The organism is Niveibacterium microcysteis (genome assembly GCF_017161445.1).
GTDB lineage: Bacteria > Pseudomonadota > Gammaproteobacteria > Burkholderiales > Rhodocyclaceae > Niveibacterium > Niveibacterium microcysteis.
Genome location: NZ_CP071060.1, coordinates 4,251,002 through 4,266,270, shown reverse-complemented (window position 1 = coordinate 4,266,270; position 15,269 = coordinate 4,251,002). Strand labels below are relative to the sequence as shown.

Sequence of the window (15,269 nt, the reverse complement as noted above, 5' to 3'; positions counted from 1 at the left end):
CTGCGGCGGGTTGTTTGCACAGTCGGAGGGCGTGCTGCATCGGTGCATCGCAGGCACGCTAGTAAGTGGGGCGCACGCCGGCGGCGTTTGGTTTTGCGCGCCTGCTGGTCGGGCGCCGGACCGGCGACGTGGATGCAGAGGGGGGGCGCTGCGGGGGCGCGCCCGGGGGCCGGGCGAAAGAAAGGCCGGTGACGTGGCCGGCCTTTTTGTCGGTGCGTTGTCGCGGCGGCCCGAAGGCCGCCGTCAGCGAGGAATCGCCAGGCGCATGCGCGGATTGCTGGTTCAGGCGACCTTTCCGCCAAACAGCGCTGCGGCCGGAATGCGGCAGACCACTCGCTGGACCTCACCGCTGCGCATGAACACCTGACGCGACAGCTCGCGCGTCAGCGCCGGTCCGGCCATCGCCTCGCTGCGGCCATCGACATGCGTTACGGCGACTTCAAGGCTCGCGTCTGCGGTCTGATCCAGGCGGAACACGAAGGGCACTTGGCACAGCGTGAAGCCTAGTTCCCCCGCCGCGAGCGGCAGGGTTTGCGCGCGGTCGTTCACATCGCGATAGCTGAAAGTACGCGCGGCTACGCCGAATTCGGCCGCGTTGAGCAAGGCCGGCAGGATCCTGATGCAGCCTGCGCGAACCAGCACACCCAACTCGCCGAAGCGTGCGATCACTTCTTCCTTGACCTGGCCGGTCATGCCCGGCTGTTGTGCGCCGCTGTGGCCCGGCGTATGCGAATACGGATCGCACGGGAAGGCGCCGTATTCGGCTGGCGTCTTGTTGAAGCCCAAGCCCTTGCGCACGCGGTAGTAGTGTTCGCCGAGGCGTCGGATTGCGGCCTCGTCCTCGCCCTGTTCGATGGCGGCGAAGAAGCTTTCCTGCACGCCAAGCAGCAGCTTCGACACCATGTGCCAGTAGATGCAGCCGAGCCCTTCGAAGCCGAACATCGTGCCGGAGCGGCCGGTGAAGCGCCGGTGCTGGAACACCTCTTCGTAGAGCGCCAGCGTCTGCGCATGCGTCGCCGGCGTGTATTCGGCGTAGTCCTTGCCGGCACGCTCCAGCGCCGGGGCGAGGTCGCCGGCATTGGAGAAGGCCGGGGCGAAACGCACCGTGCCATTCGGGTCCTGTTCGACGATGCGCGTGTCGCGTCGTGCGAGCATTGCGCCAAGCAAGGCGTTCTCCGCGATACGGGCGGCCGGCACGCGGTTCTTCTCGAGGAAGCCGGGCAGCCTGGCATCCGGGTAGAGCATGAAGCTCTGCTGATCCGCCCGATACATCGGCGAAGCGAACAGCGCATCGAGCAGATCGGCGGTTTCGTTCGCACCCAGCACGCCGGACGCGAGCACTGCGACCTGCCCTTCCAGCATCGGGTAGAGGTGGTCCACCCCAACCGTGTCTTCGTGCGGTACGAGCAGGTTGTAGGCGTGATACAGGCCGTCTGCACGCCGGTTGTGCGCGATCGATTCGTCGAGCACCGTCTGCGCAGCCTGCAGGCATTGCAACAGGTATTTGCTGCGGACGACACGGCGCGCGGCGGGGCAGGGCTGGGCGTAGACCTGCGTGCGGTAACGCTCTGCGGCGCGGCCCAGCGCTTGGAAGAGGCGCGTACGCGCGGCGTCGTCCCGCGCGCTACCGGGCCCAAAGGCCACCAGCGCATCGCAGGTATCACGCAACCATTGTTCGACACCAGCGCCGAGCGCGAAATCACCGGGGCGTGCTTCGAACAGGCGGGTCAGGAAGTCCACGTAGCGCCGCGCGTGGTACAGCGTGACCATGGACAGGCCGGCGCCCACCAGTGCGTTGTTGGCGTCGTTCCATTCCGGGCGCTGTGTGTTGAGCCATACGCCGCCACCCGGCACAAGATTGCCGAGCTTGGCGAGCAGCGGTACCAGCAGCTTTTCGGCCAGCGTGACGAGGTAGACCTCGCCGTTGGCATCCAGCACCAGCCGGCCGTCGCTGCCGAGCGTCTCGCAGCGTTCGGCGACCAGTTTCTCGTCGGCCTTGGAGAACCTCACCGTGTGTTTCGGGTCGGCCAGCAGGGCATCGAAGTCGGCGATGCGGTACGGCACGTTGGCATAGCTGAAGAGCGCGTCACCCAGCAACTGCCGCAGCGCCACCGGGTCGTGGCGCTCGCACAGCTCCAGCAGGCGCAGCAGGTAGATCAGCTGGTGGTCGCCCCAGTAGCCGATGTTCGACCACGGGTCTTCCGGATCCTCGACTTCCCAGTCGATGCCTTCGTGGGTAATCCGGTAGGGGTTGTAGCCATCGACGGTGGAGGCGTTGACGAACTTCGCGACGATGCTCGGCGCAAAGCCCGGGAAGGCGAGCAGCAGTGCTTCCCAGTTCTGGAAGATGTCGCGCCAGTTGCCCTGATAGGCGCGCAGCAGGCGGCCGTCGGCGTCGCGGCCGCGGATGCTGAAATGGTTCCACGGCCGACTCGGGTCGCCATGGCGGCGGCCGAACACCAGCGGCAGGTATTCCATGCTGAGGCGCCGCAGCTGCGCATCCCCTTGCTGGGCGAGTGCGATGTGCAGTTGCGTAAGCGTCAGCGAGGCCGGCAGGCTCTCGATCCACGCGGCGTGGCGCTCGACCAGCTTGCGGTTGCGCAGCGCGAGGTTGGCGCGGTAGTCGTCGCGGTCGATACGGTACTGGTCGTCGAATACGCCGCCGCGCATCACGTTGAACAACGTGTTGGCGATGTGGTGGCAGGCGGTGTGCTCGTCCGCCACGGCCTGGAAGGCGTCAGCCGAGGCGAGCAGTTCGCGCAGCGCCGCTTCGTCGGCCGCCTGCGCCGCATCGAGCTCGCGGGCCAGCGCAGCGGTGTCGCGCAGGTCGTTGCAACGTGCGAGCACGTCGCTTTGCTTGAGCGGCGTATCGAGCACGATGCGCCACTGCCTGGTCGCGCCGGCGGCCAGGTTCAGCCGGGAATGCAGCAGGAACGCGCCCGCCACGCCACGGCGCAGCGTGGCCGCGTCGGTTGAGTCACCGCGGCGCAGCGCGTCGAAATCGCTCGCGGCCAGATGGATCGCGGCGCCTTCGAGGCCCACCGCATACGCCACCGTTGCGAGCAGCGACTCGGCCGGCTCGGCGCGATCGCTGATCCGCGCATACAGCGAGTAGGTGGCGAGGCCATTGGCTTCGAGCTCGTTCCACTTGTAGGCGTCGATCAGGTTGCTTGCGCGGCTCTGCAGCGCCCGCGGGGTATCCGCCGGCAACAGGTTGAGCACGCCATCGACGAGCTCCAGATCGACCGCTTGCCCGAGCGAGCGCAGGCTCGCTTCACGCACGATGCCGAAGCGCCCCGCGCTGGTCCAGGTGTAGGAAAAGCACAGGCCCAGATCGTGGTTGGTCTCGCTGAAGACGATGCGCATACCCAGCTCGTCCTTGAGCAGGCTGCGCTCGAGGCGGTAACGCCCACGTTGTTCCAGGTTGAACGGCTCCCACTCGCGCGCGGCGTCGCCGGCGCCAACGCGCAGCCAAGTCCGGCTGCCGGTGTGCAGGCCGCTGCGATGCAGCACGTCCGATGTGTTGTAGGGGAACAGCGCCTGCTCGGGCGCGCCGCGGCCGGCCGTGAGGCCGCCGTGCGACGAGATGAACAGCCACAGATCGCTGGCCGACACCATCGTCATGAAGAAGGGCGGCAGTTCGTCGTAGCCGCGAATCTCGTAGTAACGCCGACCGTCCAGGGTGACAAAACTGCCGCTTGAGGTACTCATGTGTGCTCGGAATTTTCGAATGTGTATGGGGAGCGCCGACGTGCCTGCCTCTGCAAGACCTGCCGCCGGCGCGGTAAGCAAAACCAAAATGAAAGCGCTTACATCTGCCGCCAGTCTAACTGCACAGGAAATGATCCGTCTTGCTGAAAGTGCGCGAACCCGTTTTGTGTGCTGACTAAGTGGCTGCACGGCTTGCAGCCAAAAGGCCGCGGAGTTTCCATGGATTTCCTGCGGGGGCTTGGGTGACGCGTCAGGAGATCGGTGCTTAAATGTGAAAGCGGTTTCATTTGGCGGCGCGACGCCCGGGCGTGTTCCAGCCTTTGCAAGCCAAAGGCTGGCCGGGTTTTGACCCTGGATGGAAGGGCCGGCTTGCGCGTGTTCGCCGTCTGGTTTGCCGGGCTTCGCCGTCCGGGGCTCCACTAACTTTCGGTCATACAGAGATGTCTGTTACCTCCCCCTCGATTCCGATGCATGGCGCCCAGCTGCAGCGGTTGCAATGGCTTGTGGCCGGCGACCTTGCCCTGGGTGTCGATGTCGCCAAGGGCGGGCGGATCGTTTCTTTCTCGCGCAACGGCGAAGAGATCCTGACCCCCGCTTCGGTCCACCCCGACAACTATGGCTCCACGCTCTGGGATTCCCCGCAGCGCACCTGGGACTGGCCGCCGCGCCCGGTGCTCGATACGCAGCCCTACCTCACCAGCCGCGAGGGCGACACACTGGTGCTTGAAAGCGGGGTCGACCCGAGTGGCCTTCAATTCACCAAGCGCATTCGCGCTGAGCCCAGTGCCGAGCGGATCGAGCTGGAATACCGCATCACCAACCGGGGCGATGCGCCGGTGCACGTGGCGCCGTGGGAAGTGACCCGCACCACGGGCGGCCTGAGCTTCTTTCCGTTCGAGGCTGCCGAAGGGCTGCCGGAGACTGACCTGCATCCCGTCATCAAGCAGGACGGCATCTGCTGGTACCCGTTCGCGCCGGCGGTACTTGAGAAAGGGCGCAAGCTCTTCGAGCTGGGGCGTGAGGGTTGGCTGGCGCATGTAGGCAGCGGGCAGCGATTGCTATTCGTCAAAACCTTCCCGGTCACACCGCTTGAGTCCTTTGCGCCGGGCCAGGGCGCAATCGAGATCTGGGGGCACGACGACGCGCTCTATGTCGAGCTGGAGAATCACGGCCCCTACGTGCAGCTCGCACCGGGCGAAGCGCTCAGCTACCCGGTGTGCTGGTATCTCGAGCCGCTGCCGGCCGAGTTGCGTGTGGGCGTCGGTGAGCCTGGGCTGGTGGCCTTGGCACGGCGCATCGCTGCGCGCTGATGCCGTGCCCGCCCGTTGCCTGATAGCCGCCATGGTCCGCTGCGCAGGAAAAGCAAGATCGAGGGGGGCAGGTGACGCGGCTTGTGCCATTGCGTCGGGGAGGGTTGACGCGCCTTACCCCCGGAGCGCTACACTGGCGCCGTACTGAAAGCGCTTTCAAAACATAAAACAGCCTTTCAGGTCGTCCAAATCCAGAGGAGATGAGCATGCGTGTATTGATCAAGCGCCGCGTCATTGCGGCGGCCGTTTTGGCCGGACTGTGCGGATCGGCGGCAGACGCCGCGACGACCATCACGGTTGCGGCATTCCCCGCCCTTGATGCGGCGGTGAAGGCGGCGATTCCCCTCTACAAGAAGCTGCATCCGGATGTCGAGATCAAGCTGGTGAGCCTGGCCTACGCCGACCACCATGTGGCGATGACCACCTCGCTCGCGACCGGTGCCAACCTGCCGGACGTGATGGCGGTTGAAGTGGGTTTCATCGGCAAGTTTGCCGAATCGGGCGGCCTGGAAGACCTGGGCAAGCCGCCGTACAACGCGGCGCAGTTCAAGGACAAGTTCGCGCGCTTCACCGTGCCGCAAGCCACCGGCCCCAACGGCAGCCTTGCTGCAATTCCGGCTGACATCGGCCCCGGCACGCTGCTGTATCGCAAGGATCTGATGGACAAGGCCGGCGTAACCGAAGCCGACCTGACCAAGAGCTGGGAGTCGTACATCGAGTCCGGCAAGAAGCTCAAGGCCGCCACCGGGGCCTACCTGGTCGCCAGCGCTGCGGACATCAAGGACATCTACATCCGCTCGGGCCTGAAGGATGGCGAAGGCGTGTACTTCGACAAGGCCGGCAAGAGCGTGGTCGATACGCCGCGCTTCGTGAAGGCTTTCGAGTTGGCCAAGGCGGCGCACACCGCCGGTGTCGACGGCAAGATCAGCGCGTGGAGCAATGAGTGGTCCGAGGGCTTCAAGCGCGGCCAGATCGGTACGCAGATGATGGGTGCCTGGCTCGCCGGCCACCTGCAGACCTGGCTTGCACCGAACACCAAGGGTGCCTGGCGTGCCGCGCAGCTGCCGGCGGGTGCCTTCGCGTCGTGGGGCGGTTCGTTCTATGCGATCCCGACCAAGGCGGCGCATAAGCCGGAGGCTTGGGAGTTCATCAAGTTCCTCACGCTCGACAAGAACATGCAGATCGAGTCGTTCCGCAAGCTGGACGCCTTCCCTGCCCTGATCGAAGCTCAGAACGATCCGTTCATCGATCAGCCGATTGACTTCCTCGGTGGCCAGAAGGCTCGCCAGTTGTGGAAGGTTGCGGCGGAGAAGATCCCGGCCATCGATGTCGACAAGTACGACTCGATCGCGCAGGAAATCGTGAATGCCGAGCTCGAGAAGGTGATCGAGCAGAACAAGGACATTCCGAAGGCGCTGGCTGACGCCAAGGCGTTGATCGAGCGACGCGCCCGCCGACGCTAAGTTCCCCCGGCCGGGGTGGGCTTGTCCCTCTCAACCCCCCTCTCCCGAGAATCACCCCGGCCACCTTTTCTTTCGGAGTATCGCAATGGAAGCGCCGATGTCTATCACTCGGTCGGGTGCTGCTGCGCCCGCGAAAAGCCGCCGCAGGCTGCAGCCTTGGGAATGGGCACCCTATGTGTTCATCAGCCCGTTCTTCATCCTGTTCCTGTGCTTCGGGCTCTTCCCGCTGCTGTTCTCCGTCTGGCTTTCGTTCCACTCCTGGGATGCTGCAACCGGCCTCGGTGGCATGGTCTGGGTCGGCATCGAAAACTACGAATTCGTGCTGGGCGATGAGTGGTTCCACAAGTCGCTCTTCAACACCTTCTGGCTCGCCATCGCCTCGGGTCTGCCGCAGCACCTGATCGCGATCCCGCTGGCTTTCTTCGCGCATACCTACCTGGCGAAATACCGCAACACCGTGGTCGGCATCTACTTTCTGCCGTTCATCACGTCGAGCGTTGCGATTGCGCTGGTCTTCAACTCGCTGTTCTCGCGTGACTTCGGCATCGTCAACCTGGTGCTGACGTCAGTCGGCAACTTTGAAGTCGCCGGCCTCCATCCACTTGCATGGCTGTTCCCGACGTCCAACATCGATTGGGGCCAACCGCAATACACGAAGCCGATGATCGCCTTCGTCGTGTTCTGGCGTTACGTCGGTTGGAACACGGTGCTCTATCTCTCCGCGCTGCAGACGATTCCGCACGATCTGTACGAAGCTGCAACGATCGACGGCGCCTCGCGTCGCCAGCAGTTCTGGTACATCACGCTGCCGCTGCTCAAGCCAATGATGTTCCTGGCGGTGACGATGACCATCATCGGCAACCTGCAGCTGTTCGAAGAGCCTTTCATCATCACCGGTGGCACGGGTGGCCTGGATCAGGCCGGCAAGACCGCCGCGATGCACATGTACAACACCGCCTTCGTCGACAGCGACTTCGGCACCGCCAGCGCCGTTGCGTGGGTGCTCTTCATGTTGATCGCACTGCTGACGGTGGCGAACAACAAGCTCTTTTCGCAGAAGGATTGAGGCCATGGCTATCGTCACAAAGCGCGTGAGCCCGACCCGTTGGTTTGCGTATTTCATCGTCGCCGCGGGCTCGATCATCATGCTTGCGCCGTTCTGGTTCATGTTCGTGTTCGCTACGCACACGAACACCGAAATCCTATCGGTGCCGCCCCCGGTGTGGTTCGGCGACGCGTTTGTCGGCAACCTCAATCTGCTGCTCGATAAGCTGCCGTTCTTCTGGAAGAACCTCGGCTGGAGCTTCTATATCGCGATTGCGGTCACCGTGCTGAACCTGTTCTTCTGCTCGCTCGCCGGCTATGCGTTTGCGATGTACCACTTCAAGTACAAGGAGCGCTTGTTCGCGGTGATCATGGCCACGGTGATGCTGCCGTCCTTCGTCGGCATGATCCCGACCGCTCTGGTGATGAGCTGGCTCGGCTGGATGAACCAGCCCAAGGCGCTGATCATTCCGGGCGCTTGCGGAGCCTTCGGCATCTTCATGATGCGCCAGTACATCAGCTCGGCGATTCCGCGTGAGCTGACCGAAGCGGCGCGCATCGATGGCTGCAGCGAGTTCGGCATCTACTGGCGCATCGTGCTGCCGCTGATCACACCGGCACTCGGCACGCTGGGGCTCGTCACCTTCATCGGCACCTGGAACAACTTCGCCGGCCCGCTGATCGTGATCCGCGACATGGAAATGTTCACCGTGCCGCTAGCGCTGCGTGCGCTGCAAGGTACCGGCCAAGTGCCGTGGGGTGCGATCTCCGCCGGTTCTGCGATTGCTGTGCTGCCGTTGCTGGTGATCTTCGTGATCTCGTCGCGTCGCCTGATCGCGGGCCTCACTTCGGGTGCCATCAAGGGCTGAGGCCCTCGTGCCAGACCAACCGCGAACCATGAACCCGACAGCCTCTCCTCTGTGCGAAGCCCTCACGAAGCAGCCGTTTCCGGCTGACTTTGTGTGGGGTGTCGCAACGAGCGCTTATCAGATCGAAGGCGCCGCCAACGAAGGCGGGCGCGGCCTGTCGATCTGGGATGTGTTCGCCGGTGAGTCGGGCAAGGTGGCGGGTGGCGACACCGGTGATGTGGCGTGCGACCACTACCACCGCTATCGCGAAGATGTCGCGTTGATGCAGCAGCTGAACATCGACGCGTATCGTTTCTCGATCGCCTGGCCGCGGGTGCAGCCCGACGGCGCTGGTGCCTGGAACGAGCAGGGCTGGGACTTCTACGCGCGTTTGCTCGACGCGCTCGACGAAGCAGGCATCGCCGCGCATGCCACGCTGTATCACTGGGATCTGCCGCAAGCGCTGGAAGATAAGGGCGGCTGGCGCAACCGCGACACGGCGGCCCGATTCGCGGACTACGCGGCGGAGTTCGCCCGTCGCTTCGGCAGCCGCGTGAAGACGATCGCGACGCACAACGAACCGCTGTGCACCGCGATGATCGGTCACGAAGAAGGGCGCTTTGCGCCGGGCCTGAAAGACCGCAAGGCGGCCTACCAGGTCGCCCACAACCTGCTGCTGTCACATGGCTTGGCGATGCGCGCGATGCGTGCCGTCGGCGCGAGTGCTGCGCTGGGCATCGTGCTCAACCAGTCGCCGGCGTATCCGGCAGCTGCGACCGAGGAGGCTCGCGGTGCTGCGCGCCTGGCCGATGCGATGGTGAATCGCCTGTTCATGGACCCGCTGTTCCGCGGCGCCTACCCGGCCGACCTGCTCGCTCACCTGGGCGCCGATGCGCCGGATGTGCAGCCCGGCGACATGGCCCTTATCGGCGCGCCGATGGATTTCCTCGGCATCAATTACTACAGCCGCATCTGGGCTGGCGCCGCCGGCGAGCGCGCGCCGTGCGAGCTGGGCGTGACCGACATGGGTTGGGAGATCTACCCGCAAGGCTTCACCGAGCATCTGGTGCGGATCTCCCGCGACTACAGCCCGCCGCCGATCTACATCACCGAGAACGGCTGTGCATGTGCCGACGTCCTCGAAGGCGATGCGGTGCACGACAGCGGCCGGGTCGATTTTCTCGCCCGCCATCTCGAAGCCCTGCGCGCGGCGATTGCGCTCGGCGCGGATGTGCGTGGCTACTTCCACTGGAGCCTGCTCGACAACTTTGAATGGGACTCGGGCTACGCCAAACGCTTCGGTCTGATTTATGTGGATTACGCGACCCAGCGTCGCGTACTCAAGGACAGCGCGCGCTGGTACGCCGCTTACATCACCGCGCAACGAAACGGCGCGACGACGCAGGGATAGAAAAATGTCGAGTGTTTCTCTTCGAAAGATCAGCAAGCGTTATGACAGCGAGGGGCCGGAGATCGTCAAGCGACTCAGCCTCGATGTGCATGACGGCGAGTTCATGGTTTTCGTCGGGCCGTCCGGCTGCGGCAAGTCCACGATGCTGCGCATGATTGCCGGCCTCGAGGACATCACCGACGGTGACCTGATGATCGACGGCGTGCGCGCCAACGATATCCAGCCCTCCCAGCGCGGCGTCGCGATGGTGTTCCAGAGCTATGCGCTGTACCCGCACATGACGGTTGGCGAGAACATGGGCTTCGCGCTCAAGCTCGCCGGCAAGCCGAAGGAAGAAGTGAAAGCCGCCGTCGGCCGCGCGGCCGAGATCCTGCAGATTTCGCACTTGCTCGACCGCAGGCCCAAGGCCTTGTCGGGCGGCCAGCGTCAGCGCGTCGCGATCGGTCGATCGATCGTGCGCAAGCCGAAAGTATTCCTGTTCGATGAGCCGCTTTCCAACCTCGACGCCGCGCTGCGCGTGCAGATGCGGATCGAACTTGCGAAGCTGCATGCCGAACTGAAGACCACGATGATCTACGTGACCCACGATCAGGTCGAAGCGATGACGCTCGGTGACCGTATCGCGGTCTTCAATGGCGGCAAGGTGGAGCAGGTCGGTCGTCCGCTCGATCTGTACAGCCGGCCGGTGAATCAGTTCGTCGGCGCCTTCCTCGGCAGCCCGCAGATGAACTTCATCGAATGCCGCGCCGGCGTGCTGCGCGGTGACGCGCTCGATCTGCACTTCGGCGATGTCGTTCGCAGCGTGCCGCTCGCCGGCATGGCCGCGCCGAGCAACGGTGACCCACTGCAACTCGGTGTTCGTCCCGAGGATCTGCTGGTGGTCAACGAAGGTCTTGGGCTCCCGGCCACGGTCGATCTGGTCGAGCATCTGGGTGACGCGACGATCGTGTATGCAACCGATGTCGTGTCGCGTCAGTCGCTCACGCTGAAGGCTGCGGACTACCCGGCCGAGGTGAAGGCCGGCGCCCGCATCGGGCTGATGCCGCGCATCGGCAGCTTCCACCTGTTTGCGGCTGATGGCCGCAGCCTGACGCGCCAGTAAAGCGATGAGCCCGATCACGCACCGCATTGATGTGGCGTTGCCCGGCCAGCCGGCGCGGCCCACCGAACAGCCCACCTCCTGCCACTCCTGTGGCCATTTAGCGGCAGACCTCCCGTCACCGGAGGTCTGCCCGCCTTTCTCTGGGCGAGTGGGCGATGCAGCGCGCGTTTTCGGTTCCTTTTTTTGGTTGAAGAATGAAAGCGCTGTCATTTGCAGCGAAACCCGCGAGACGCCGCGGCGTGTTAGCGGCTTTGAATTCAACGATTTCCAGGTTCTTAGTGCGGATGCGGTCGTGAAAGCGCATTCGCAATGTAGTTCGCACAAGCCACGCGCGCTTGGCACCTGAACGCCCCCAGCGGGGCATTTACAAAAAGTGAGGAGAGCAATAATGAGGACCACTCTTACGACCGGCCGCCGTCAGATCGTCTGCGCCGTTGCACTGGCGCTGGCTGGCCTGGCTGCAACCAGCGCACGCGCCGACATCTCGGTCAGCGGCGATGTGCAGGCGCGCGTCGGCACGATGAGCCGCAGCGGCGACTGGAACACCGGCTACGACAACACCAAGACCTCGGTCGACGGTCTGTTCGCACTGTTCCTGTCCGGCACCAAGGATCTGAAGAACGGCTACAACATCGGCTTCAACTGCAACACCGTGGCGACGACGGTGAGCGGTGCGAATGGCGCGTGGCAAAGCAATGCGCTGCCGGTGCAACACAACTGGGACCCGTTCTTCGCTGCGCAGGACAACTACGCGCAAAACGGCCACGGCGGCTTCTCGTCGTACGGCGATGTGAACGGCGACAGCAAGGGCCCGATGTGTAACGACGAAGTCTACGGCACGCTGGTCACGCCGTACGGCCGTCTGCAGGTCGGTAACATCATGAACCCGATGCGCCTGCTGTATGACCTGACGACGGTTGATCCGGTCTGGGGTGACCAGCGCGGTTACTACGCGATGTCCGACATCCGCGGCAACGCGCTGCGTTACGGCAACAGCTTCGGCCCGGTCGGCGTCGAGCTGCAGTTCCAGACCGAAAGCAATGCAAACGCTTCGGGCGACAACCAGAGCAACGGCTACGCCTACACCGGTGTCATGACCTACGACTTCGGCAATGGCAGCCTGCTGGGTGCCGGCCTGTTGTATGCAGACGGCGACTTCGGCGACAAGTACGTCACGTCGAGCGGCGGCAAGGTCAACCACATGTCGTACGGCTTCACCGGCAAGACGCGCCTTGGCCCGGTCAACCTCGCGGCGACCTACCACTACGGCTACAACCGTCCGAAGGACTTTGAGCAGAACTACGGCACCAAGAACTTCATCGAAGAAGGCGACCTGACCTTCAAGGCGACCTACGACATCTCGTCGTGGAGCCTGCAGGGCTACGCCAGCTTCGAAACGATGAAGTGGAACACGCCGGCTGCCTGGGGTGCTGCCTACACGATCCGCGTGGGTGACGACGCCGGCAAGACCTTCAACCGTCTGAAGACCGAGCGCGTGAACCTGGACTTCTGGGCCCTCTACAACCTTGGTGTTGGCGCTCAGCCCTTCCTTCGCATCAACACGATCAGCAAGAAGTACACCACGCCTGATATCTCGAGCTTCGAGGCCGATACCCGCGCCACCAAGTTCGAAGCTGGCTGGCTGATGCACTTCTGATCGGTTTGACCCTGTACCCCACAGTCGCCCCCAGGGTGGCTGCTGGGTGCTGACCCGCGTGCGGGCGGCGACATGCCGTCCGCACCGGTTGCCCCACGACCCGCCGTCAAAAAAGGTGGGCGCAGACTAAAGACCACGTTTGGAGGAGATGGCCATGAGCAGGCTCATCACGCTTGTGCTGGCAATGGGGCTGGCATGCCTTGCGTCGCACGCGGTTGCACAGACTGCGGCCCCGGTGCGTATCGGTGTCGTCGGAACATTCAGCGGCCCGACTGCCGAAGCCGGGCTGTCCATGCGGCAAGGCGTTCGCCTCGCCGTCGAAGAACTCAACTGGAAGGGCGGCCTCGCGGACCGCAAGATCATGCTCGTCGAAGTCGACGACCAGAACGATCCGGATCGCGGCGAGGACGAAGCCAAACGAATCGCCGCGCGCGGCGGTGTCGACTATGTAATCGGATTCACCAGCAGCGCGGTCGCCATGCGGGCGCTGCAACCCCTGCAGGAAGCCGGCGTGCCGGTGCTGATCGCCGGCGCCTCTGACTCGTCGCTGACGCGCTTGTTCGAGCCGCCGATGCACAAACTCAACTACATCTTCCGCGTGGCCGCGAGCGATCTTGCCCAAGCTGACCTGATCGTCCGCGAGACGATCGATCGCCAGCATTACAAGCGCCTGGGCATCCTCGTCGAGTCATCGCCCTATGGCAACGCGGGGCGCGACATGCTGCGCGACCGCCTGCGTCGGCGGCTCTACGCGCCGCCCTTCAACGGCAAGCCGGACGATTTGCGCGCCTGGGTTCGCGACGCCGAAGGCGGCATGCAGGCGCCTTTCGTCGCCCAGTTCCAGAGTGGCCAGACCGACATGGTCGGCCTGCTCAACCAGGCCCGCGCGGCTCAGGTGGATGCCTTGGTTGTGTGGGGGCAGACCGCTGAGACCGCAGCGATTGTGCGCACCCGTGCGCGGATGGGCTGGAACGTGCCCATCGTCGGCGGCAGCGACCTTGCGAGCGCAGCCTTTGTGAAGGGCGCGGGCAAGTCGGGCCAGGCGGTGCGTATGCCGACCACGCTCGTAGCCGATCCGATCAACTCGCGTCGACAGGAATTCCTGCTCGCGCTCAAGCGCCAGGGCGGCGCCGAGGCGATCGCCGCCCTGCCGGCGGCGGCGCAGGGCTATGACGCGATGTTGCTGCTCGCAGCGGCGAGCCGGCAGGTGCAGAGTGCCGAGCGCAACGCGGTGCGCGGCGCGCTCGAATCACTCAAGGCGCCGGTCTTCGGGGTGATCACGACCTATCAGGCACCATTCTCCCGCGAGGATCACGAGGCGATCTCGGCCGACATGGTCGGCATCGGCGAGATCCAGGGCGAGCGCATCGCCTACGCCCATCGCGACGAAGTCAGCGCGATCATTCTCGGCAAGCGGATCGCCGCGGGTACGCCGCAGCGCCCCTGATCGTGTTGCTACGCGCGACCTCAGCGGCGAAGCGGGCGGGACGAGGCCCGGACGATCAGTTCGGGCTGCGGCAAACGCCCCTTCGCCGGTTCGCCGTGGATCATGCCAACCAGCGCGCGCGCAGCGATCTCGCCCATCTCGTAGGCGGGCTGTTTGACACTCGTCAGCGGCGGCACGACGTAGTTGGAGACCGGCAGGTCGTCGAAGCCCACCACCGAAATGTCCTCCGGCACGCGGATCCCATGGCTATGCAGGGCAAGCCGCGCGCCGAAGGCCGATTGGTCGTTCGCCGCAAACACCGCCGTGAAGGGCGTGCGTGCCGCGATCAACTGGTTGATCGCGAGCAAGCCACCCGGCTCATGGAAGTCGGCATGCACCACCAGGTCGTCGTCCGGCTGGATGCCGGCGTCGACCAGCGCCTCGCGGTAGCCGCGCAGGCGTTCGATCGAATCGAAGTGGTCCAGCGGGCCGGCGACGTGCGCAATGCGTTTGTGGCCGAGATCGATCAGGTGTTGCGTGGCCATGCGTGCACCGACGTAGTCGTCGAAACGCAGACTCATCAGGTTGGGGCCTTCGAGGTCGCGTCCGGTCACCACCAGCGGCACTTCCGTGGCGTAGCGGAGCAGCATCTCGTCCGGCAGGCTGCCGGTCAGCACGATCAGGCCATCGACACGGCGCGAGAGCAGGTGTTCGAGGCGTTCCACCTCGTCACGCAGCAGCCAGTGCCCGCTGACGATCAGCGGAATCGCCCCGGTGTCCTTCAGGGCGTTCTCGATCCCGCGCAGCGCTTCGCCGTAGAAGGGCGATGCAATGTCCTGCGTGAGCACGCCAATACTGTTGGTACGCCCTTGAGCCAGCCCGCGTGCGAGCGCGTTCGGGCGGTAGTTGAGCTCCTTGATCACCGCTTCGACGGCGGCCCGCTTGCGCTCACTGACGCGCGCCGATCCGTTGAGGATGCGCGACACCGTGGCCGGAGATACGCCGGCGGTTCGCGCCACCATCTCAAGCGTGATGTTCTCGGGCAGTTCGGACGGGATGGGGCGGTCTGTCGTCATGAAGTGCGGGGGGGCGAGCTGTGTTCAGGGTTGTATATCAGATCAGCCGCGTATCGCGTCTGTCGGACATCTCAAGTGTGCCAATTCTTCGGCATCACGCGACGATGTGCCGCAAAGCGCGGGCGACGTACTGCTGCACTGCAGGCATCCGTGCCGCGCGAGCTGAGCTTCTTGCGCATTGAAAGCGCTTTCAATATTCTGTTCCCTTCAAACGACCCAAG

General features: G+C 64.5%; 10 protein-coding genes. 8 read left to right on the top strand and 2 right to left on the bottom strand.

Going from position 1 to position 15,269, the window contains the following annotated elements; genetic code table 11:
* Positions 1 to 282: 282 nt before the first annotated feature.
* The gene (locus tag JY500_RS19335; protein WP_206254237.1) at positions 283 to 3,711 is read right to left on the bottom strand and encodes a hypothetical protein; all 3,429 of its coding nucleotides are present in this window, start codon (positions 3,709 to 3,711) and stop codon (positions 283 to 285) included.
* Between the two features lie 440 nt (positions 3,712 to 4,151).
* Here JY500_RS19335 and JY500_RS19330 point away from each other — a divergent pair, with 440 nt between their 5' ends.
* The 8 genes from JY500_RS19330 to JY500_RS19295 all read left to right on the top strand — a co-directional run bounded on the left by JY500_RS19330 (position 4,152) and on the right by JY500_RS19295 (position 13,993).
* Positions 4,152 to 5,021 carry a DUF4380 domain-containing protein gene (locus JY500_RS19330; RefSeq protein WP_206254236.1) on the top strand — a complete coding sequence of 290 codons (870 nt, stop codon included), beginning with the start codon at positions 4,152 to 4,154 and terminating at the stop codon, positions 5,019 to 5,021.
* A 206-nt stretch (positions 5,022 to 5,227) separates the two neighbouring features.
* Positions 5,228 to 6,484 (top strand): ABC transporter substrate-binding protein, encoded by a 1,257-nt coding sequence (locus tag JY500_RS19325; protein ID WP_206254235.1) that lies wholly within the window; start codon positions 5,228 to 5,230, stop codon positions 6,482 to 6,484.
* Between the two features lie 97 nt (positions 6,485 to 6,581).
* Positions 6,582 to 7,550, top strand: coding sequence for a carbohydrate ABC transporter permease (locus JY500_RS19320; RefSeq protein WP_206254234.1), 969 nt, complete (start codon positions 6,582 to 6,584; stop codon positions 7,548 to 7,550).
* 4 nt (positions 7,551 to 7,554) lie between these two features.
* A complete protein-coding gene (locus JY500_RS19315) occupies positions 7,555 to 8,397 on the top strand; it encodes a carbohydrate ABC transporter permease (protein WP_172203465.1) in 843 nt (280 codons plus the stop codon).
* 28 nt (positions 8,398 to 8,425) lie between these two features.
* Entirely contained in the window at positions 8,426 to 9,787 is a 1,362-nt protein-coding gene (locus tag JY500_RS19310; protein ID WP_206254233.1) for a GH1 family beta-glucosidase, read from the top strand.
* Positions 9,788 to 9,791: 4 nt separating this feature from the next.
* The gene (locus JY500_RS19305) at positions 9,792 to 10,889 is read left to right on the top strand and encodes an ABC transporter ATP-binding protein (RefSeq protein ID WP_172203463.1); all 1,098 of its coding nucleotides are present in this window, start codon (positions 9,792 to 9,794) and stop codon (positions 10,887 to 10,889) included.
* 388 nt (positions 10,890 to 11,277) lie between these two features.
* Positions 11,278 to 12,546, top strand: coding sequence for a porin (locus JY500_RS19300; protein ID WP_172203461.1), 1,269 nt, complete (start codon positions 11,278 to 11,280; stop codon positions 12,544 to 12,546).
* 154 nt (positions 12,547 to 12,700) lie between these two features.
* Positions 12,701 to 13,993 carry an ABC transporter substrate-binding protein gene (locus JY500_RS19295; RefSeq protein WP_206254232.1) on the top strand — a complete coding sequence of 431 codons (1,293 nt, stop codon included), beginning with the start codon at positions 12,701 to 12,703 and terminating at the stop codon, positions 13,991 to 13,993.
* Between the two features lie 20 nt (positions 13,994 to 14,013).
* Here the strand turns inward: JY500_RS19295 and JY500_RS19290 are convergent, their stop codons facing one another.
* Complete coding sequence (locus tag JY500_RS19290; protein WP_172203459.1) at positions 14,014 to 15,048, bottom strand: LacI family DNA-binding transcriptional regulator; 1,035 nt, start codon at positions 15,046 to 15,048, stop codon at positions 14,014 to 14,016.
* Positions 15,049 to 15,269: the final 221 nt, after the last annotated feature.